This is a genomic window from Bradyrhizobium sp. BLXBL-01 (genome assembly GCF_051853025.1).
Taxonomy (GTDB): domain Bacteria; phylum Pseudomonadota; class Alphaproteobacteria; order Rhizobiales; family Xanthobacteraceae; genus Bradyrhizobium.
This window is the reverse complement of sequence record NZ_CP182471.1, coordinates 2346387-2366301: the sequence shown is the minus strand read 5'-3', so window position 1 is coordinate 2366301 and position 19915 is coordinate 2346387. Positions and strand designations below refer to the sequence as shown.

The 19915-nt window shown below is 62.3% G+C and carries 22 protein-coding genes; 12 read left to right on the top strand and 10 right to left on the bottom strand.

The annotated features are described in order from the left end of the window. Nucleotides 1-18 precede the first annotated feature (18 nt). From ACNJYA_RS10640 to ACNJYA_RS10620, 5 genes are read left to right on the top strand one after another with little or no spacing between them, the layout of a single operon-like run. Nucleotides 19-492, top strand: a complete 474-nt coding sequence (locus ACNJYA_RS10640) for an acetyl-CoA carboxylase biotin carboxyl carrier protein (RefSeq protein WP_439402810.1) — start codon at nucleotides 19-21, stop codon at nucleotides 490-492. After that, a complete protein-coding gene (accC, locus tag ACNJYA_RS10635; RefSeq protein WP_439402809.1) occupies nucleotides 492-1847 on the top strand; it encodes an acetyl-CoA carboxylase biotin carboxylase subunit in 1356 nt (451 codons plus the stop codon). The genes ACNJYA_RS10640 and accC overlap by 1 nt, the downstream gene beginning before the upstream one ends. Next, nucleotides 1844-2506 (top strand): 5-oxoprolinase subunit PxpB, encoded by a 663-nt coding sequence (gene pxpB / locus ACNJYA_RS10630; RefSeq protein WP_439402808.1) that lies wholly within the window; start codon nucleotides 1844-1846, stop codon nucleotides 2504-2506. The genes accC and pxpB (ACNJYA_RS10630) overlap by 4 nt, the downstream gene beginning before the upstream one ends. Beyond that, nucleotides 2503-3486: a biotin-dependent carboxyltransferase family protein gene (locus ACNJYA_RS10625; protein WP_439402807.1), complete on the top strand. Its 984-nt coding sequence runs from the start codon at nucleotides 2503-2505 to the stop codon at nucleotides 3484-3486. The genes pxpB (ACNJYA_RS10630) and ACNJYA_RS10625 overlap by 4 nt, the downstream gene beginning before the upstream one ends. Beyond that, nucleotides 3471-3878: an acetyl-CoA carboxylase biotin carboxyl carrier protein gene (locus ACNJYA_RS10620; protein WP_439402806.1), complete on the top strand. Its 408-nt coding sequence runs from the start codon at nucleotides 3471-3473 to the stop codon at nucleotides 3876-3878. The genes ACNJYA_RS10625 and ACNJYA_RS10620 overlap by 16 nt, the downstream gene beginning before the upstream one ends. Here the strand turns inward: ACNJYA_RS10620 and ACNJYA_RS10615 are convergent. The 9 genes from ACNJYA_RS10615 to ACNJYA_RS10575 all read right to left on the bottom strand — a co-directional run bounded on the left by ACNJYA_RS10615 (nucleotide 3871) and on the right by ACNJYA_RS10575 (nucleotide 12628). Beyond that, nucleotides 3871-4638: a LamB/YcsF family protein gene (locus tag ACNJYA_RS10615; protein ID WP_439402805.1), complete on the bottom strand. Its 768-nt coding sequence runs from the start codon at nucleotides 4636-4638 to the stop codon at nucleotides 3871-3873. The genes ACNJYA_RS10620 and ACNJYA_RS10615 overlap by 8 nt on opposite strands. 35 nt (nucleotides 4639-4673) lie before the next feature. Beyond that, nucleotides 4674-5651, bottom strand: a complete 978-nt coding sequence (locus ACNJYA_RS10610) for a biotin-dependent carboxyltransferase family protein (RefSeq protein WP_439402804.1) — start codon at nucleotides 5649-5651, stop codon at nucleotides 4674-4676. Next, nucleotides 5648-6343 carry a 5-oxoprolinase subunit PxpB gene (gene pxpB, locus ACNJYA_RS10605; RefSeq protein WP_439402803.1) on the bottom strand — a complete coding sequence of 232 codons (696 nt, stop codon included), beginning with the start codon at nucleotides 6341-6343 and terminating at the stop codon, nucleotides 5648-5650. Before pxpB (ACNJYA_RS10605) ends, ACNJYA_RS10610 begins: the two co-directional genes overlap by 4 nt. 137 nt (nucleotides 6344-6480) lie before the next feature. Continuing rightward, nucleotides 6481-7575: an ABC transporter ATP-binding protein gene (locus ACNJYA_RS10600; protein WP_439402802.1), complete on the bottom strand. Its 1095-nt coding sequence runs from the start codon at nucleotides 7573-7575 to the stop codon at nucleotides 6481-6483. A 10-nt stretch (nucleotides 7576-7585) separates the two neighbouring features. Continuing rightward, nucleotides 7586-8650 carry an extracellular solute-binding protein gene (locus ACNJYA_RS10595; protein ID WP_245003409.1) on the bottom strand — a complete coding sequence of 355 codons (1065 nt, stop codon included), beginning with the start codon at nucleotides 8648-8650 and terminating at the stop codon, nucleotides 7586-7588. A 29-nt stretch (nucleotides 8651-8679) separates the two neighbouring features. Continuing rightward, nucleotides 8680-9483 (bottom strand): ABC transporter permease, encoded by an 804-nt coding sequence (locus tag ACNJYA_RS10590; RefSeq protein WP_439402801.1) that lies wholly within the window; start codon nucleotides 9481-9483, stop codon nucleotides 8680-8682. Beyond that, on the bottom strand, nucleotides 9483-10415 hold the full coding sequence (locus ACNJYA_RS10585) for an ABC transporter permease (protein WP_439402800.1): 933 nt from the start codon (nucleotides 10413-10415) through the stop codon (nucleotides 9483-9485). Before ACNJYA_RS10585 ends, ACNJYA_RS10590 begins: the two co-directional genes overlap by 1 nt. A 214-nt stretch (nucleotides 10416-10629) precedes the next feature. After that, nucleotides 10630-11832: a pyridoxal phosphate-dependent aminotransferase gene (locus ACNJYA_RS10580; protein ID WP_439402799.1), complete on the bottom strand. Its 1203-nt coding sequence runs from the start codon at nucleotides 11830-11832 to the stop codon at nucleotides 10630-10632. Beyond that, on the bottom strand, nucleotides 11825-12628 hold the full coding sequence (locus tag ACNJYA_RS10575; protein ID WP_439402798.1) for an SDR family oxidoreductase: 804 nt from the start codon (nucleotides 12626-12628) through the stop codon (nucleotides 11825-11827). Before ACNJYA_RS10575 ends, ACNJYA_RS10580 begins: the two co-directional genes overlap by 8 nt. A 239-nt stretch (nucleotides 12629-12867) precedes the next feature. Here ACNJYA_RS10575 and ACNJYA_RS10570 point away from each other — a divergent pair, with 239 nt between their 5' ends. Next, the gene (locus ACNJYA_RS10570) at nucleotides 12868-13560 is read left to right on the top strand and encodes an SDR family NAD(P)-dependent oxidoreductase (RefSeq protein ID WP_439402797.1); all 693 of its coding nucleotides are present in this window, start codon (nucleotides 12868-12870) and stop codon (nucleotides 13558-13560) included. A 326-nt stretch (nucleotides 13561-13886) separates the two neighbouring features. On the opposite strand, the gene ACNJYA_RS10565 is transcribed toward ACNJYA_RS10570, so the two are convergent. After that, nucleotides 13887-14927: a GSU2403 family nucleotidyltransferase fold protein gene (locus tag ACNJYA_RS10565; protein ID WP_439402796.1), complete on the bottom strand. Its 1041-nt coding sequence runs from the start codon at nucleotides 14925-14927 to the stop codon at nucleotides 13887-13889. A gap of 338 nt (nucleotides 14928-15265) precedes the next feature. On the opposite strand from ACNJYA_RS10565, the gene ACNJYA_RS10560 reads away from it, so the two are divergent. From ACNJYA_RS10560 to ACNJYA_RS10535, 6 genes are all read left to right on the top strand, one after another. Then, nucleotides 15266-15601, top strand: a complete 336-nt coding sequence (locus ACNJYA_RS10560; protein ID WP_439402795.1) for an excisionase family DNA-binding protein — start codon at nucleotides 15266-15268, stop codon at nucleotides 15599-15601. Between the two features lie 239 nt (nucleotides 15602-15840). Further along, nucleotides 15841-17016, top strand: coding sequence for a diaminopropionate ammonia-lyase (locus tag ACNJYA_RS10555; protein WP_439402794.1), 1176 nt, complete (start codon nucleotides 15841-15843; stop codon nucleotides 17014-17016). Between the two features lie 542 nt (nucleotides 17017-17558). After that, nucleotides 17559-17657: a hypothetical protein gene (locus ACNJYA_RS10550; RefSeq protein WP_439402793.1), complete on the top strand. Its 99-nt coding sequence runs from the start codon at nucleotides 17559-17561 to the stop codon at nucleotides 17655-17657. Next, nucleotides 17658-17969 carry a hypothetical protein gene (locus ACNJYA_RS10545; RefSeq protein WP_439402792.1) on the top strand — a complete coding sequence of 104 codons (312 nt, stop codon included), beginning with the start codon at nucleotides 17658-17660 and terminating at the stop codon, nucleotides 17967-17969. A gap of 57 nt (nucleotides 17970-18026) precedes the next feature. Next, nucleotides 18027-18212 (top strand): ImmA/IrrE family metallo-endopeptidase, encoded by a 186-nt coding sequence (locus ACNJYA_RS10540; RefSeq protein WP_439366301.1) that lies wholly within the window; start codon nucleotides 18027-18029, stop codon nucleotides 18210-18212. 464 nt (nucleotides 18213-18676) lie between these two features. Beyond that, nucleotides 18677-19303 carry a LysE family translocator gene (locus ACNJYA_RS10535; RefSeq protein ID WP_439402791.1) on the top strand — a complete coding sequence of 209 codons (627 nt, stop codon included), beginning with the start codon at nucleotides 18677-18679 and terminating at the stop codon, nucleotides 19301-19303. Nucleotides 19304-19915 lie beyond the last annotated feature (612 nt).

Sequence of the window (19915 nt, the reverse complement as noted above, 5' to 3'; positions counted from 1 at the left end):
GAACTCGACAGGCCGTGAATGCGGAACGTGACTGTGGACCTCGCCAAAATCGAACAACTCGTCGATCTCGTTACGCGCTCCTCTATCGCGGAGCTAGACCTCACGCAGGACGGCACCCGCATCCGCATCCTCAAGCGCGTGTCTGCAGGAGCACCTGCGGTCCCGGCGCAGCCTGCGAGCGTGATCAGCGTTGAGACTCCCGCGCTCAATCACCAGGCAAGCCCAGCTGCCGAGGCTGTCACCGACATCGTCGTACCCGCGCCGATGCATGGCATCTTCTACCGGGCTGCGGCGCCGGACGAGCCGCCGCTGGTCGAGGTCGGCGCGCGGATCGAGGCCGGGCAGAAGATCTGCATCATCGAGGCGATGAAGACTTTCATCGACATCGCGGCCGAGGTACCCGGCGTGGTGCTTGCGGTCCTCGCAGAGAACGGTGAGGAGATCGCGGCGGGGCAGGCCCTCTTCCGGATCGGTCCTGCGGGTTCATCCTGATGTTCGACAAGGTCCTGATCGCCAATCGCGGCGAGATCGCGCTTCGTATCCAGCGCGCCTGTCGGGCGATTGGGCTCAAGACGGTCGTCATTCATTCGGAGGCGGACCGCGACGCGCGCTATGTCGCGCTCGCCGATGAGGCACTCTGCATCGGGCCGGCGCCGGCGAGCAGCACCTATCTCAACGTGGCGGCGATCCTGCTCGCAGCCGAGGTCAGCGGCGCGCAGGCCATTCACCCGGGTTACGGTTTCCTCTCGGAGAGCGCGGAGTTCGCCGATCGGGTCGCGCGCGCCGGCCTCACCTTCATCGGCCCTCCGGCCGACTGTATCCGGACCATGGGCGATAAGGTCGCGGCCAAGCGCGCGATGCGGCTGGCGGGCGTGCCTTGTGTGCCGGGGCCGGACAGCGCCCTGCCGGATGATCCGGCCGAGGTGCGCGCGATCGCGCGCGACATCGGATATCCCGTCATCATCAAGGCCGCCGGCGGCGGCGGCGGACGCGGCATGCGGATCGTGCGCAGCGAGGCCGCGCTGGACGAGGCGCTGGCGCTGACCCGCGCGGAAGCCAGCAAGGCCTTCAAAAACGCTGCGGTCTATATCGAGAAATTCCTCGGAAAACCACGCCATATCGAGATCCAGGTGCTGAGTGATCAGCACGACAATCATCTCTGGCTCGGCGATCGCGACTGCTCGCTCCAGCGCAGGAACCAAAAAGTAGTCGAGGAAGCTCCCGCGCCCGGCATCGACCGCGCGCTGATCGAGCAGGTAGGCGCGAGCTGCGTCGAAGCCTGCCGGCGGATCGGCTATCGCGGTGCCGGCACCTTCGAATTCCTTTACGAGGACGGACAGTTCTTCTTCATCGAGATGAACACGCGCATCCAGGTCGAGCATCCCGTCACCGAGATGACGACGGGCATCGACATCGTCAAGGCGCAGATCCGGATCGCGCAAGGCGAACCCCTGGGCATCGCGCAGGACGACATCGCCCGTCTCGGCCATGCCATTGAATTCCGCATCAATGCCGAGGACCCCGCCAATTTCGCGCCCTCACCCGGCACGGTGACGCGCTGGGATGTCCCCGGCGGCATCGGCATCCGCGTCGATTCGCATATCACCGCGGGCGCGACCGTTCCCCGCCACTATGACTCGCTCATCGGCAAGCTGATCGCCCACGGCGGCACACGCGAGGAAGCTATGGCGCGTGCCCGCGTCGCCTTGTCCGAGCTGCGCGCCGAAGGCATCCGAACCAATGTGCCGCTGCATCAGGCGATCCTCACCGATCCGACCTTCTGCCGGGGCGGCTACGACATCCATCATCTCGAGCACTGGATGAACGCGAAGGTGGCCGCCCAATGACGGCGTCCGACCGGCCGCGGATCAGCCTGCTCGGCACATCGGCTCTGCTGTTCGAGGCCCCAGGGGCATTCGACCTGCCGCACCAGCGGCGTATCTGGGCACTGGCCGCGATGGCATCGAAATGGCCGAGAATCCGCGAGGCCATTCCCGGCATCACCAATTTGATGCTGACATTCGAGTCTCCTCCTCGCGAGCTCGCCCCCCTCATCGGCGCGCTCAACGACGGCTGGGACGCGGCGGAAGGCCTCGCGATCGGCGGCCGCGAGATCAGGCTGGCCGTCACCTATGGCGGCGAGATCGGATCGCAGCTCCAATCCGTCGCCGATTATTGCGGCCTGTCCCTCGACGACGTGGTCTCGATCCATGCCGCCCCGCTCTACACCGTGTTCGCACTCGGCAGCCATCCCGGCTATTGCTATCTCGGCGGCATGGACCCGCGCATCACCATGCCGCGGCGGCAGACGCCGCTGCAACGCTCCGCGGGCGGCTCTGTGTCGATCGGCGGATCGCAGACCGGCGTCTCCGCATCGCCCGGGCCGAGCGGCTGGCACGCCATCGGACATACGAGCTGGACCTTCTTCGATCCGTCCTGGCCGACGCCTGCTGCGCTCGCACCGGGCGATACAATCCGCTTCGCGGTCGAACGGGTGATCCGGTGATCGAGATCCTGTCAGTCACGGGGCCCGCAAGTGTCCAGGATCTCGGCCGCTTCGACCAGTATCGCTTCGGGGTCGGCACGTCGGGGGCGATGGACGATGTCGCCCTGCGCGCCGGCAACATCCTTCTCGGCAACGACGACAATGCCGCCGGCATCGAAATCCCGATGCTGCCGTTCAAGCTTCGTTTCGGCCAGGACATGGCCTTTGCTCTCACGGGCGCCGGTGTCGAGGCCGAGATCGCAGGACGCGTGATCCCGCCATGGTGGCGGTCGCATGCCCGTGCCGGAGATATTCTGACAATCAAGGCAATGCCCCGCGGCGCACGGCTCTATCTGACCATCGGCGGCGGCATCGACGTGCCCATGGTGCTGGGCTCGCGCAGCACGCAGTTTCGCGGCGAGTTCGGCGGTTGGCACGGACGGCCGCTCCAGGTGGGCGACATCCTGCCCTGTGCGGCATCCACCGCTGCCATCGACGAGCTCGGGGTCGAGCCGGCCGAGATCACGCTGGCGCGGCCGAACACCGCCGCGGACGAGACCATCGTCAGGGTCGTGATTGCCGGCGAGTATGACGGGTTCGACGCCGCCACGCAGGCGCTGTTCTGGTCCAGCAGCTGGAAGATCACGCCGCAGAGCAACCGTTACGGCTATCGCCTGCAAGGCCCCGCCGTGAAGCCGAAGGCACCGATCGAGAAGCGCTCGCACGGAATCGTCCCCGGCGTCATCCAGATTCCGCCGAACGGACAGCCGATCATCCAGATGCGCGACGCGCAGACCTCCGGCGGCTACCCCAAGATCGCAACCGTGATCGGCGCCGATCTGTGGCGCGTCGGGCAGGCCCGGCTCGGCAGCAGGCTGCGGTTCGAGCAAACTGCTTACGCCGATGCGCTGGCAGCCGAAGCCGAGATGTCGACCTATCTCGATCGGCTCAGGACCAATGTGTGCCTTGTCGAGGAGACCCGAACATGCCGATCGAGCTGACCGACATCGCGCGTCTGGCGCAGATCCTCGAAAGGTCCGGGGTCGACACGATCGAGATCGAGGAGCCCGGCCAGGCGCTGAAGCTCGTCGTCGACACGGGACCGCGAATGGCCGTATCGCCGACGCTCGCCGCCCCCGCTGCAGACCGTTCCGTCGTCGCCAAGGCCGACGTCGCAGGGCATTTCCTTGCGGCTCATCCCTGGCGCGACAAGCCGTTCGTCGCGCAGGGCCAGCGCATCGAGGCCGGCGCGATCGTCGGCCTCGTCAAGATCGGGCTCTTGTATGCGCCCATCGTGGCGCCGGCCGCCGGTATCGTCGATGCCGTGATCGCGCAGACCGGTGCAACGGTCGGCTACGGCACACCGATTGTGCGCATCCGCCCGCTCAGTTGAGTAGCACGGTTGCCGGCGTGACTTCGCCGCCGCCCTGCTCGATCACGCGGCGCACAGTCGCGGCGATGTCGACCGATCCGGGCGTGTCGCTGTGGATCAGGATCGAGCGCGCTTCGACCTTGATCGACTTGCCCTCTATGGTCCGCACGGTGCCGCTGTCGAGGAAGCGCTTGACCCGCTCGGCCACCGCCTCGGTCGAGGTGATGACCGAGTTCGGAAGCTTGCGGGACACCAGATGGCCGTGCTCGTCATAGGCGCGGTCAGCCAGGAACAGCGGCAGGATGCGCAGGCCCACCTTGCGCGCGGCGCGCACGATCTCGGCGTCAGGCTGCGAGAACACGATGAAATCGCGGTTGATGGTCGCAATCGCGCGGGCAACGACATCGGCCATGTCGGGGTCGGCATTGACCATGTTGCCCATCGCGGCGTGGAAGCTGACATGGGTCACGCGATGGCCCGCATTGGCCGCGATCGCCTGCAAGGCGCCGATCTGATAGATCATGTGCTTCTCGAGCTCGGCGGCGTCCATCTGGATCACGCGGCGGCCGAACCCGAGCAGGTCAGGCAGGCCCGGATGGGCGCCGACCTCGACCCTCTTCTGCTTCGCGAGGCGAACCATGCGATCCATGATGACGGGATCGCCGGCATGGAAACCGCACGCCACGTTGGCCGACGAGATGATGCCCATCAGCGCCTCGTCGTCGCAGATGCGATAGTTGCCGAAACCTTCGCCCATGTCCGAATTGATGCCGATTTTCATGTTCGTACCCTGCTCTTGTTATTGTTGAGGTCCACTCAAAGCGCTCGATAGAGATTCGCGGTTGCCCGCAATTGCGCGAGGTAGTCGTTGACGGGAGCCATGGCCGCGACAGCGTCCTGATAGCTCACCTCAGTAAAGGCGATGACCGATCCCGGTGCCGCCTGGCCGAGGCGCCAGAGGTCAGCCTGGATCACGGCCGCCATCTTCGGGTAGCCACCGGCCGTGTTCGCATCGCTCATCTGGATGATCGGCTCGCCGGCCGGCGGCACCTGCACGACGCCGGCCACCACGCCGTGCGAGCGCATCTCGACTGGCGCGTCCAATGTCAGCTTGGCCCCGGTGAGACGGTAGCCGCCCCGATCGCTCTGGGCGCTGATCTTCCATCGCGTCGACCAGAACGTCGCCTGCATCGCCTCCGAAAACAGGTCATACTCGCCGGCCCGCATCACGCGCATGCGCAGCACACGGTGTTCGACTGGCGCGGCGCCCGCGATCGCAACATCCGGCGGAGCGACGCCGAAGTCGAAGCGGCCGTCGCTGCTGCGCGACGAACTCCCGATCGGCACGACGTCGCCCGCCTGCAAGGTACGGCCCTCGAGCCCGCCGAAGCCGCCGCGTAAGTGCGTGCTGCGCGAGCCCAGCACGCGCGGAACATCGATACCGCCGCCGAACGTCGTGTAGACCCGCGCGCCACGCCGCGGCGCGGTGATCTCGAGAACGTCGCCCGCCTTCGCCCGCGTGCACCACCACGGCCGAACGGCCGATCCGGCCAACGTCGCGTCGTGATCGGCGCCGGTGAGCGCAAATGCGGTGTCGGCCGAAAAACGCAGGCGGAACGGAAAGGTCTGGATCTCGATGCCTGCCGCATTGTCGTCATTGCCCAGCAGCGCATTGCCGGCGGCGAGCGCGAGGGGATCCATTGCGCCTGACGTGCTCACGCCGAAACGGCGCGCGCCGTAGCGGCCAAGATCCTGGATGGTGTTGAAGGCCGGGCTGGTCAATATCTCGATCACAACTCGATCCGATCGATTCTGAATCGGACACGGTCGCCCGGAAGCATGAGCGACGGCTGCTCGGACTTCGGATCGAACATGACGACCGGCGCCCAGCCGATCGCATTCCATCCATTCGGGCTTGTCAGCGCCGCCACCCCTGTCTGCATCCCGCCGATCGTCACCGAACCTGCGCGCATGTTGAGCGACGGAACGGATTTGCGCGGCATGTGAATGCGCGGGTCGAGGCCGTGGAGATAGCCGAATCCCGGCGAGCTCGCGACCGCACAGACAGTGTATTTGCCTTCGCTGTGAATCCTGATGACGTCGCGCTCGGAAAGTCCGGCACGCCTCGCAACCGCCGGCAAATCGAAGCCGAGCTCGCCGCCATAGACTACCGGAATCTCGATGAGCTTGCCGTCGGACTTGCGGCCCGGCAAACGATGCCACAGCTCGACGATCGAAGCACTGAGCATACCGATATCCGACGGCGGCTGCTCGAAGACGAGCATCACATTGGTGACGCCAATGACGGCCTCCTGGACGTTCGGCCAGGTGGAAACCGCATCCGCAAGGGCCCAGATGCGGCCCTGCTGCATCAGGTCGAAATCACCCGGCGCCTCGACCAGCATCGCAAGCGTGCCGATCAGGCTGATCTTTGGGCTTTTCTCGATCGCGCCGACAAAAGGAGCTTTGGGCTGATTAAGCGACAAAAGGGCCTCGCTGGTCGAACGCCCGTGGCGCTGCCACCCTCAAATTTAGCCAAGCGGCGCAAGCCGATCCAAGACGATGTTCGTCTGCGGGTATAAGGGATGTCGATTGCCGGCAGGACGCCGCGCTCGCCTCCGATTCAGTGACGCGCAATGACGTGATTGCTGGGCGACTCCCACCGCGCCACGACCTCCTCGCCCACCGCGTATCGAAGTCCCGCCTGCTGCGACTGGTTCTGCTCGAATACGATGATCTGGCCGCCACTCGGTGTCTTGAGATAGTAGTGACTGACGAATCCGCGATAGATGGCCTGGTCGACGCGCGCCGTCACGCTGTTGGCGCGTTGCGCCGCCGGGCTCTCGCCAACGCGCTCGACCACGATCGCCTCGGGCCTGATCGAAACCATCACGTCGCTGGCCGACGACGGGATCTGATCAACCTGAAGGCTGAGTTCGGGCGAGACACGAACAACCGCCCCGCTCCCGTTGCGCTGCTCGACCGGCCCGTGAAACAGATTTGACGCGCCGATGAACTGCGCGACGAATTTCGAGGCAGGACGCTGGTAGATTTCCGTCGCCGAGCCGACCTGCTCGAGCTTGCCATCGCGCATCACCACGATCTTGTCGGCCATCGTCAGAGCCTCGTCCTGGTCGTGGGTCACCATGATGGTGGTCAGACCGAGCCTGCGCTGAAGGGCACGCAGCTCGACCTGCATGCTCTCGCGAAGCCCCTTGTCGAGCGCCCCCAGCGGCTCGTCGAGCAGCAGCATCGCCGGCTCGATCACCAAAGCGCGCCCCAATGCGACGCGCTGCTGCTGGCCGCCGGAGAGCTGCGCCGGATAGCGCTTGCCGAAGCTGGAGAGCTGCACGAGGCTGAGCGCGTCACTCACCTTCCTTGCGGCATCGGACTTGGAAATCCCCCGCATCTCCAGGCCGAAGGCGATGTTCTCCCCGACGGTCAGATGAGGAAACAGCGCGTAGTTCTGGAACAGCATTCCGACGTTGCGTCGATGCACGGGAACATCCGTCATCCTCTTGTCGTTCACGAAGACGTCGCCGGATGTCGGGCGGATCAGCCCCGCGATCATGCGCAGGCAGGTCGTCTTGCCGCACCCGCTCGGACCGAGCAGCGCGACCATATGGCCGGGCTCGATCATGAGCGAGACGTCGTCGACCACAACGGTGCGGTTATATTCCTTGCTGAGGCGGTCAAGCCTGACTTCGGAAGACCTCATGGCACCTGTCCTAGCTCGTAAACACCTGATTATAGCGCTCCAGCCACGGGCCGCGGCGGGGAACGATGAACTTCCAATCCGGGGTGAACAGTCCGAGATCGGTCGCCTTGGTGTCGGGATAGGCCAGGAACTTGGCCGTCTCCGGCTTGAAGTCGATGCCGCCGACCGAGGGCGCGCTGAGCGTCTGCTCGGACAGCATCTTGGCGACCGAGGGCTCCAGAATGCGGTTGATCAGGGCACAGGCGAGCTCGGGCTCGGGCGCATTCTTGACCAGAGTCATGCTGTTGATGCCGGTGAAGGCGCCTTCCTTCGGGAAGGTCATGTCGATCGGCATGCCCTTGGCCGTGTGCGGATAGATCGCCTTCGAGTATTCGATGCCGCCGATCGTCGCCTGGCCCTGGGCCACCTGGAGCACCTGTGCCTCGCTGTCGTAGATCGTCAGGACATTGGGCTTGAGAGCGGCGAGCTTGTCCCAGCCGCTATCGACCAGATATTGCGCCTCCTGCAGCGGCTTGCCGGTCGTGAGCGCCGTTGCCACGATGAGCATCAAGACGCTCTGGGTGTTCTTGGGCGTGTTCAAGAGGATCTGCTTGCGATATTTCGCGTCGAAGATCTGCTCATAGCTCTCGAGCGGCTTCGTCACCTGCGGATTGATGAACATGGCCGCGCTCGAGATCGAGAAGCCGACGCCGTAGCCATCCTCGAACAGGTAGCGCTTATAAACCTTCTCGAGGTTGGGAATTTTCCCGGCGTCGAGCTTGTCGATCAGCCCTTCCTGCTTGGCCTGGGGGATTCCAACATCGTCCATCATCATCATGCTGAAGCGCGGCGTATCACGCGTTGCGCGAAGGGCGGCGATGTTGGACAGCGTCGCGCCCTCGATCGTGAAGACGCGGCACTTGAACTCGGCCTCGAACTTCGGAATGACCTCTTTCTGGATCAGCTTGCCCAGCGCGGAGTTGTAGACGCCGACATGCAGTTGCTTGGCGTCCTGCGCCCACGACCGGCTGATGATTGTCGGGAAAGCAACCGCGGATGCACCGGCCTTAATGAGAGTCCTACGTGTCAGCTTCATGGGTCCAATCTCCATCTAACCAATGCACATCAGGCAGCCAGCGCGCGGCGAAGGCCGACCAGTTTCTCCAGCAGCAGCACGCCGACCATTGCCATCAAGATGATGATCGTCGACATCGCCGGCACGGAAGGGTCAAAGACGTTGACCAGTTGCCGCATCAGGACGAGCGGCACGGGCGAATATTCGGAGTTCGCCAGCCACATCGTGACCGGGTAATTGTCGAAGGACACCATGAAGGCGAACAGCCCGCCGGCGGCGACGCCCGAGGCGATCTGCGGCAGCGTCACGCGCCAGAAGGTCGTCAGCCGATTTGCGCCGAGGGTACGCGCGGCATCCTCCAGGTTCTCGTCCACGAGTTGAAGACTGGTGACGACGGTGCGGATGACATAGGGCGACGTCACGACGACGTGCCCGATCAGGAGGTTGAGTCGCGCATCCTGCGAGCCGAGCCTGGTGAGAACCTGAAGCAGCGCCAGGCCGGTGACCAAGGCCGGGAAGGTCAGGGGCGACAGCAAGAAGCCCTTGATCGCCGCCAGGCCGAAGAAATTTCCGCGCACCAGCGCGAAGGCCGCGGGCACGCCAAGCATGAGCGATCCGGCCGTGGTGCCGAGCGCAAGCAGGATGCTCAGCCTCATCGCCTCGAGGAAGTCGCGATCCTGGAGAACCTTGGCGTACCATTTCAGCGTGAAGCCCTGCGGCGGGAACGTGACGAAATAGGAATCGGAAACCGAGACCGCCATGACGAGGAGCAGCGGGGCCAGGATGAACAGCATCATGCCGGCGGTGATGGTGTAGAGGATAAAGGTGCCGAAGCCGGAAAACCGCTCGTCCATCACTCGGGCCTCCTCAGTCGCCGGCCTTCCAGAAGCCACATCGAGACGCCGTTCACCGCAAGGACAAGGCCGACGAGAACGACGGCGATCGCGGCCCCGAACGGCCAGTCGTAAACGACGAAGATCTGCTGCTCGATCAGATTGCCGAGCATGACCGCCGAGGCGCCGCCCAGGATCGCCGGAATGACGAAGGAGCCGGCGGTGAGTGAAAAGACCAGGGTAAAGCCTGCGACGAAACCGGGCATGCTCAGCGGCAGCGTCACGCGGAGGAACACCTTCCACCATGGCGCGCCGAGCATGCGGGCTGCATCTTCGAGGTTGGGATCGATCTTGCCGAGCGCCGAGGCCAGCGGCAGAACCATCATCGGGAAGAACACGTGCAGCGATCCGATGACGACGGCGGCCTCGGTGTAGAGGACCGATATCGGTGCGTCGACGACGTGCAGCGTCATCAGGATCCAGTTCAGCATGCCCTTCGGACCGTTCTGAAGCACCAATTGCCAGCCGTATCCGCGCACGACGACGCTGACGATCAGGGGCGCGATGACGATCAGGGTGATGATGCGGGTGACCATCGGACGGCTCTTGACCATCACGAGGGCGACGGGATAGGCGAGCACCGTCGCAAGCACCGACGTGACGATGCTGATACGCAGTGTCGTCCAGAGGACGCGCGCGTAGAGCTCGACGTTGACCAGACGGGCGTAGTGCGCGAGCGTGAACGGACGGCCGATGATACCGCGGCTGTCCTGGGTCTGGATGCTCGAGAGCAGCAGCCCTAGCGCCGGATAGAAGAAGAAGTACGTGAGGAACGCCAGCATCGGGATGGCGAGAAGCCCGACCGGCAGAGCCAGACGCCATCGCGATGCCCGCCCGCTTGCCGGTGGAGCTTGAACACCTAAGACTGCCACCGCATCGTTGCTGGTGGTCATCGCTGGCCGTCCTCGACTGCGCGATACCAAGGCATACCCCTCTGCTGCACAAAGCTTATGCGTCGGCATCCTACAGGACCAAGAACATCTTCGTTTAGGGGCATCAGGATGGATTATGACAATTGGTTCGGCATACTGCTCCGATTTTGGCCGGTGAATGCCGCCTGATGCATCTTTCGCACTGCACCAGGCGAGCCGCCATCCCGATGCGCGGTCAGCGCAGGCCTTCGCAAAAACTGGCGATGCGTCGGCAGCCTTCCTTCAGCGATTCGGTATCGGTCGCGTACGAAATCCGGAAGTACGGGCTCATGCCATAGGCGCTGCCCGGGACAGCCGCGACATGATGTTCTTCCAGCAGAGCCGCAATGAAGTCGGCATCGGTGTCCAGCCGTCGGCCGGCCTTCGTGGTCTTGCCGATGCAGCCGGCGATGTTAGGAAACACGTAGAAGGCGCCTTGCGGCTTGTGGCAGGTGATACCCGAAATCTGATTGAGCAGCTTGACCACCAGATCGCGCCGGTCGCGATAGATGTCAGCGCGCTCCCTCAGGTAGTCCTGCGGCCCGTCCAGGACCGCGACGGCCGCCGCCTGGCTCACCGTGCAGATTCCACCGGTCGCCTGACCGTGGACGTTGTTCATCGCCGCAATCAGGTCCTTGGGACCGCCACAATAGCCGACCCGCCAGCCGGTCATGGCGTAGGCCTTGGACGCGCCGTTCACTGTCACGACGCGATTCTTCAGCTTCGGCTCGACCTCCGCGATGGTGCAGAACTCGAAACCATCATAGGTGAGATGCTCATAAATATCGTCGGTGAGAATCCAGACATCGGGGTGCTTCAGCATGACGTCGGCGATCGCGCGCATCTCTTCGCGCGTGCAGGCAGCCCCGGTCGGGTTGTTGGGAAAATTCAGGATCAACCACTTCGTTTTAGGCGTGATGGCCGCCTCCAGATCCGCGGGGCGGAGCTTGAACTGGTTGTTCTCCGGGCAAGGCACCGCGACGGGTGCCGCCTCCGCAAGGAGAACGATATCGGCATAGGTGATCCAGCCCGGTGCGGGAATGACCACCTCGTCGCCGGGATTGCAGGTCGCAAACAGCGCATTGAAGATGATCTGCTTGCCGCCGTTGGCGATCAGGATCTCGTCGAGGGCGTAGTCGAGATTGTTCTCGCGTTTGAACTTGCGCTGGACCGCGGTCCGCAGCGCGACGGTTCCCGGCTGCGCCGGATACTTGGTATCGCCTGAAAGAGCAGCCCGATGTGCGGCCTCGATCGCGTGCGGCGGCGTCGGAAAATCGGGCTCGCCGGACGACAGGCCCACGATCTTGACACCGGCGTCCCGGAGCTCGCGCGCCTTGTCCGTCATCGCCGCCGAGGCCGACACCTTCACAGTCTTGAGGCGGGTTGCGAGTTCAGGCATTGTCAGCTCCACTTCTCATCTCTTTCAAACGTGCGGCCTCGGATCGGCTCGCAAATCGCAATTCGCCGACGACCTGGAACGTGGGTACGACCTCGATCGTCGCGACGTTCATCCGCGCCGGCGATCCGACCGCGAACGCAATGGCATCGGCGATGTCTTCGGATTGAAGTGTTTCGAACGCCCCGACGAAGCGGGTATCCGGATTGTCGGCATCGTTCTGGTTCTGGAAGATGCTCGTCGCCACACGCCCGGGTGAGACTTCGGTGACACGAACGCAGGTGCCGTAGAGATCGACGCGCAATTGCTGCGACAGCGAATGAACGCCGGCCTTCGTCGCGTGATAGGCCACAGATGAGTTGAATGTCGTGGCGTTCTCGCCGAAGGCATAGTGGCCGGCGATCGACGAGACATTGACCACGTGGCCGCGGTTGCGCCGCGCCATACTTGGTGCGATCAGCCGCGTCAGGTGCAGGACCGCCCGTAGATTGACGTCGACCAGCTTGTCGACATCGTCGGGCGCCGTATCCAGGACGGTGCCGCGCCGCGACTGACCGGCATTATTGACGAGAACATCGAATTCGGCCGCGCTCGCAAGGCGCGTCAAAGCGTCGAGATCGTTGACATCGACCGCGCACGCGTGACATCCGGTCTCAGCCGACAGGCTGGCCAACTGGCGACCGTCACGCGCCAGCGCGTGGACCTCGAGCCCCTCGGCGCGGAGGCAACGAACCGTCGCAGCCCCGATACCGGAGGACGCGCCCGTCACCAACGCCGTTCGGTAGTCCGAAAATCCCATTCGCAAGGCTCGCTTGCCGTCAGCCAGAGCGGCGGAAAGCTACGTGCAGGGATTGGCACCCGCATACAGCGGATTTGTTCTGCCCTCATAAGGACATCCAATATCCCCCAGCCGAAAGTCGTCCGGCGTGCGAGCCATAAGCACACCCGATGCAGGCAGAGTGAATTTCTCTTACTCGTCGGCGCGCGCATCCGCCTACATTTTGCGATGCGCTTCGCTCACCCATGGGAGACGGACTAGTGTTGGAAGTCGGCAATCGGATCGTCATGGTCTCCGGGGCTTCGCGCGGCATCGGACGCGCCGTCGTCGACCGGCTGCTAGAGTCGGGCTTTCGCGTATCGGCGGGGCTTCGCGATCCGAGCCGCCTCGTCGAGAGCGAGAGGCTCATGACGCACTACTATGACGCCGAAGACGTCAAGAGCCCGATCTCCTGGGTCAACGCAACGGTCGCGCGGTGGGGGGGCGTCGATGCTATGGTCAACGCGGCCGGCATCAATCCGAAGGTCCGTGTCTCTGATGAGGGCGAGAACGAGCTGGATGAGATGTGGCGCGTGAACGTCAAGGGTCCCCTGCGCCTTGTCAGAGCCACCCTCCCCCATCTGGCCGTGTGCGGTCATGGCCGGGTCGTCAATCTGGGATCGCTAGCAGGCAAGCGCGTCGGAAGCAACGTTGGTTACGCGATGACCAAGTTCGCCGTCGTTGCACTCACCCACGGCATTCGCCGCGAAGGACGCGCGGCGGGAATTCGGGCGACGGTCGTCTGCCCGGGTTACGTTGCCACGGACATGACGCTAAACGACGACGAGATCCCGCGCCACGAGATGAGCCAGCCGGGCGACATCGCATGCTTGGTGGAAACTGCGCTCATGATGCCGAACAATGCGTCGGTCTCCGAGATGCTCGTGCACTGCCAGTTCGAACCGATGATATAGGGCCCGGCCGGAAGGGTTATCAAACCGCAGAGGTTGACCCGAACGGCAACCCAAGAACTGCCGCGCTGCGTTGCGCCTTCGTTTAACTTTCCGCCATCTCAACGCAGCGGATGCGCGGATCTATCTTGCGCCCGCACCGCCCAGTCCCATGTGCTTGAAGCTCGCTCGTACGTTCGCAGATCGGATGCGGCCCACTTTCCGGGCCTGCCCACCAAAATTTGCCGGCATCATCATCACGGGCATGCAATGAGCAGCAGCATGCTGAGCATCATGGTGCTGCTGATGATGGGCGGAATATACCGGTACCATTGCTGCCGACGCGGCTGCTAGGCTCGCGCAGAACTATCTTTCTTGGCGAACAGAGGCGCCGCGCTGTCGAGCACCTCTTTCGGAAGCATCCTCAATTGCTCTGCGTCGAACGGGAGGTGAGTGAGATAGTTCGCCACCAGAGCGCCTACGGCTCCAGCCTGCGCTGCATCTCGTTGGCGTTTTAGCGCCTCCCTGTCCGGCCGACGGGACAGCCATAGTTTATGGGCGGCCCAAACCCGCGGGTCGGGCGCCACGATACGCACCGGTTCGCCTTTTTCGTCGATGGCCACCGCCTCGAACGCGGGGGCATTCTGCAGCCAATCGAGGCCTTCGATCTGCACAGCGGCTAGATCTTCCGGGTCTAGGCCGATCTTGTCTGGAGCCTTCTTCCAAGGTGGGCTCTGCATTGGCTTGATCAAATCGACGAGATAGCCATCCCGGTTTACGGCACGGAACGTCTGCTTGGCACGTTCGAAGCTGGTATCCACTCGCTTGAGTATCTTCATGAGCGATGATTCAGAGACGTCGTCGTCCGCGACGAACGTAAGGCCGCCGCGTGCGTCGAACAGCAGATCGTCTTCTGTCGTAGCGAAGCCTGGATCGAGTCTGACGCCGGAAGAGGCCTCATAACCGTAGATCGCGTTCGTCCCAAGAATCCGAATGCCGGAACCCAGAATTCCGAAGCCGTCGAGAGCGCGCATGATCCGAGCTCCCAGCAACGGCACGCGGCCCAAGCCGAGCGCACGATTGACCGCGGCTTGCCGTTCCAGGGTATCGCGCAAATTCTTCACCCTGTCTTCTGCAGCAGCACGTTTCGCTTCGAAGTCCGCCTTCATCTTTTCAGTTTCGGGGGAACGCGCGCCCAGCGAGGCCTGCTTCCGGACGCCTGCGTTGTTGTAGTAGCTCCGGACGAGGTACTGGCGGCCTTTCGACTCCGCCCAAGTCAGGGAACCCCGATGAGCATTGTAGGCCTCCTTTGCGTCCCGTAGGGCCTGGAACCGTTGCTGACTATTGATCACCTCTCGGCGCTGGTCATTGTTAAGCTCTTGAAAATCCATGGTTTCGACGACCTTAACTGATTTTAGACCTCACTGTTGAAACTTTATTTATCCTTAAATATCAATAGTTTCAACAGTCCAATCGAAAGTGCAAGCCAGGTGTTGAAACAACGACCCCTCGCCCCCCTCCCTCGGGGTACAGATATTTCTTTCGTTTATGCGCTTATTGCGTCTGCTTCGAATGGTGCTTTCATACCGCCCATCAGCGAGAATCACACCGTGCCAGCCTATGCCCAGGAGCTAGGGGTTGACCGGCTGCCTCCGCCAGCGAGAAGGCGGCCGCCAACCAGCTTCGTCAGATACTGGGGTCCCATGCTCATGGTGGCGTCAAGCTGCGTTTGCTCCAGGACGAGCACAAGAAGCCTACTGAGATCACCCTGCCCCCAAGCCTATCGTGCCTGCTGATGCAATTGTTGGGGCAAATCGCGCGTGGCGATGCGGTGTCGCTTGTGCCCGGGCATGAGATGCTGACGACGCAGCCGGCAGCGGATAACCTGAATGTTTCGCGTCCGTTCCTGATCTCACTTCTGGAACGAGGTGACATGAATTACAGAATGGTGGGCCGTCATCGCAGGATCAGGGCAGAAGACCTGCTTGCCTATAAACGCGTGCGGGACAAGAAACGCAACAAGGCTCTCTCCGACCTCGCCGAGCTGGACGCCGAGAACATGTAGAGCTTGTTTGCAAATCGATTTACTGCACTTGGCCGCCTGCACTTGCGAGCACAGGAAGCCGCGGAGCTGCAGGAGACGGTTGACCTGCTGAGGCCGTACGTCGAAGCTCTCCAGGGCTAGTGCGAGTATCGGCACTACCGCCAGACCCGGTAGCAGCAGCGCATCATGCTGCCGGGCATCGCATTTCCGAGCGACGACCTGAAGGCAGATATGGTGCGAGCAAGCAAGAAAGTCGAACCATGTTGCTTCTGAATCAACACACTGAACACCGCACCTCCCTGGCTGCATCGGATGCGGAAATATTGAGCGTCGAAGCCGCTCGCGAAGTGGAGCGGTTTCTCCGGCATCGCGCCGACTACAAGGAGACTCCACTCGTCTCGCTGCCGGGTCTTGCTCGTGAGATCGGCGTAGCCTCGATCCACATAAAAGACGAGGGCCATCGGCTCGGTCTTGGCAGTTTCAAAGCCTTGGGTGGATCCTATGCCGTGATCCGGCTGGTCTTGGAGGAAGCAACTCGGCGGCTCGGCCGAGCTATTGACGTCTCTGAGCTTCAGACACCTGACGTGATTACCGTGGCTCGGCAGATGACGGTATCCTGCGCCACGGATGGAAATCATGGCAGGTCAGTCGCGCTAGGCGCCCGACTCGTTGGTGCGAAATGTGCCATATTCGTTCACTCGGGGGTCAGCGACGAACGTATCAACGCAATCGCCCGTTTTGGTGCGCAGATGATCCGGGTCAACGGCAACTATGACGACTCGGTCGCAGAAGCATCCCGAGTTGGCGCAGAAAAGGGTTGGATCACGGTCTCTGATACGTCCTGGCAGGGCTATGAGCGTATCCCCGGATTTGTAATGCAGGGATATACCGCACTCTTGAGTGAAGCACTGCGACAGCTCACCAAAATCCCGACCCATGTCTTCGTCCAGGCCGGGGTTGGCGGAATCGCCGCAGCGGTAGCGGGACATCTTTCGGTTCTGTTCGGCAACAACCGCCCGTTCTTTACGGTTGTCGATCCCTCGCGTGCAGCGTGCCTCTTCGAGAGCGCTCGAGCTGGCCGTCTGGTCAAGGTGCCTACTTGGCGCATCCTGTCGCGTGCAGCGGACGCCTTCATGACTGTCGACGAGGAGGACGCAATAAATGTTATGAAGCGCCTTGCAAACCCCAGAGATGGGGACCCCGCTATTGTTGCAGGAGAAAGTGGCGGTGTTGGTCTTGCAGGGTTGCTGAGAGTTGCTTCGGACCGCACATTGCGTCGTAGGATTGGCCTTGGACAAGATGCACGGGTATTCCTAGTTAATACCGAGGGCGCGACCGATCCCAGCCTCTACGAGGAGCTGGTTGGTGCGCCCCCAGCGCAAGTGGCGGCCGATACTGACCGGACCAAATACAGGTCAACAGACCTTATGTCTTAAGCAATCTGACAAGCTCACCGCGCGCTTAGAGTTCGTCGCGAACGCCGTCTAGATATGCTTGCCTTCCGGCGCGCAGCCTCTCCCAGCTCAGGCGCGGCAATTGCGCTAAAACCCGCCTTGTCTCTCAAGTCCCGGTCTTCGCCCAAGCGTTTTCGATCATGTTGGCGGCACGTGGCCGGCAAGTCGCGCAATTGTGAAATAGCTCACGTAAGCGCCTCCGACCTGAATCACCCTGAAGACCTGAAAGGCCCATCAGTCCCGCGGAAGGACATGCGGGTGCTCAAGCTTATTTTGAGATTGCAAAACCTAACAGACCGATGCTGCATTGGGGATGATTTATGCGCAATCAGAACCTTGTCTCGGGCATTGCAACGCGCAATCAGGCGCAGTCAGTTGCCAGTCGACTCTGCGGCACACCGTGTAAAGTCTGTAAAGTGACCAGAATTCAGAAAATCTTTGCTGGCGCTGCGGCGGCGGCGTGAACTACGTGGGAAGCCGAACTCGCGGACGATCTTGGCATTTCGGCTGGCTATCTGAGCCAAATGGAAGGAGATCAAAGGCCGATCACCCGCAAGCTACTAATGCGGCTCAGCCATCTGCTCGGTATTGGATCGAATTATTTCACGGCTGACGATGGTTGAATGGAAGCGAATTATTTCGACGCGCTTGATCATGTCGCCCAAAGACTCGCTGAGAGACGAAACGACCATCCCGAGTACCACAGTGGAGACTTCATCAAGTTTCTGCGCGACGCGTATGGGATCCGCAAGGCGCAAGCTCCAGAGGATCTTGGCAAGGGCATGATCTGGCGCCTTGATAACAACGCCAAGGCTCTTTTTCTATCCGGAGATGCCCGCGTAGAACCGGCTGTTCTGGATCGCTCACGTCATCGTCCTCCTGGAACGGCGAGAGAGCATCGAGCGGCAGATCAGACAGGCACCATTAAGCAATGAGGAAGCCGCACCGCTAGCACGTTCGCTCTAGCCAACTGCTATGCCGGCGCACTGGTCATGCCGTACGAAGCCTTCCTCACCACCGCGCTAGGCGCAGTACGACTCGAACGACTTCAACGACGCTTCGGAACGAGCCTCGAACAGGTCTGCCACCGCTTGAGCACACTTCAACGTCGGAACTCTCCGGGAATTCCGTTGTATTTTTTTGAAGATCGACATCGCCGGAAATGTCCTGAAGCGTAGCAGCGCCACGCACTTTCGGTTCGCCGTTTCGGAGGCCCCTGCCCGTCTGGAACGTGCACCGATCGTTTTCGCATCATGGCCGCATCCTGGTCCAGTTGGCCGCCACGCCGGAGAGCCTGCGAACGCAAAGATTGTCATCACTGGGCGCTACCACCGATCGGACATCCGCTTGACGTCAGTACAACGAAAGAGGTCGTCCCGTATCAAATCAACACCAAAATTCCGCGAACCAGCGTCAGCAGATGACGACGCAAGAGCAACAACGGCGGCTTCGGCAATCGGTTGCGCGTGGACGTGGACGTGTGTATCTGTAGTCAAGTTGAGGGCTAGCGCACGACAGGCTAACCGCATCCAAGAGCCCGCCGGCCTTGCAGGAGCAAGGAGGCCTAGGAATTTAGACGTGGGCCTTCTTTGTCCCACCCAGGCCTGAGCCGGGGTGCTCCGGATTGCAACAAGAGACAGCCATGTTCGGATACCAGACTTTCCTCCTATTCTTGGCAGCGGCCCTGCTTGTGGCGATCACGCCAGGACCGGGTATTTTCTATATCGTCGCGCGAACACTTGCCGGCGGAAGGGGCGAAGGTTTGGCGTCGAGCGTTGGTCTGGGTCTCGGCGGGCTTGTGCACGTACTGGCTGGCGCGGTCGGCCTCTCCGCCGTCGTCATGGCGAGCGCGGAGGCTTTCACTTTGCTGAAGATCGCGGGAGGCCTGTATCTCGTCTGGCTGGGCATCAAAACATGGCGCGAAGCGCGTATCGTCGAACCGACCGACGTGCACACAACCGGAGCGCGTCGAGCCTTCCGTGAGGGCATCGTCGTTGAGGCGCTCAACCCCAAGACAGCCGCTTTCTTTCTCGCATTCATCCCGCAGTTCGTCGATCCATCCGCGAACGTTGCCACTCAATTCATCACTTTGGGCCTCCTCTCCGTCGCACTTAATACGGGCGTAGACCTAATTGTTACCCATTGGGCCGCGAAAGCGAGAGCTGGATTTGCAAAGCGACCGTCGTTCATTGTCAAAACGCGACAGGCGTCGGGTGCTGTCATGTGCGGTCTGGGAGCGACGTTGCTGTTGGCTCGCCGCACAAGTTAGCCTTCCAGGCTCGCAAATCGCCGCCGCATTTCAGCGTCGGGACGCTCCGTGCTCCGCTCACCAATAGGGAGACCGTGGGAAACGTGCCGGTGTTCGAATCATAACGGTCTTCTGGAGCAAGCTCCGGAAGCAGCCTTGTTGTGCCCGTGAGTTCGGACAAGAACCCCGCTCCAGTTAAGGCGGATCTCCTCTTCCACCAATGGCCCAGCCATGCGTAGGGCGAGGGGCAAGCCGTCAAGATCAAAACGAGTTGCCGGGCCTCGGCAGCGTGTGCGTTTAGGAACGTGGGCGCGACGTACTTCAGCAATTCGAGGCGACACTCTCAGGCCTCGAAATCCCGCAAATTAGCGGTCTGTCGTATTGAGACTTGCACCCCGTTGCTGGTCCCCGCGCCATTCTCGTCCAGTCCGTCATCCGATCGCTTCGTGCCACGAGGTCGCTTGAGAGGCGGCAAAAGCGCCCAAAGAGCAGAAGAGGAGCCGGCGCGATATCGCCGGCCGAGATCCGTCACCGAAACCATGTTGCAATGTCCGGTTTCCCGTAGACAGCCGATATCGCGACGCCTCGTTTCTTGTTCAGCTTGGGGCCAAAACTAGCCTCACGCGCTGGGGC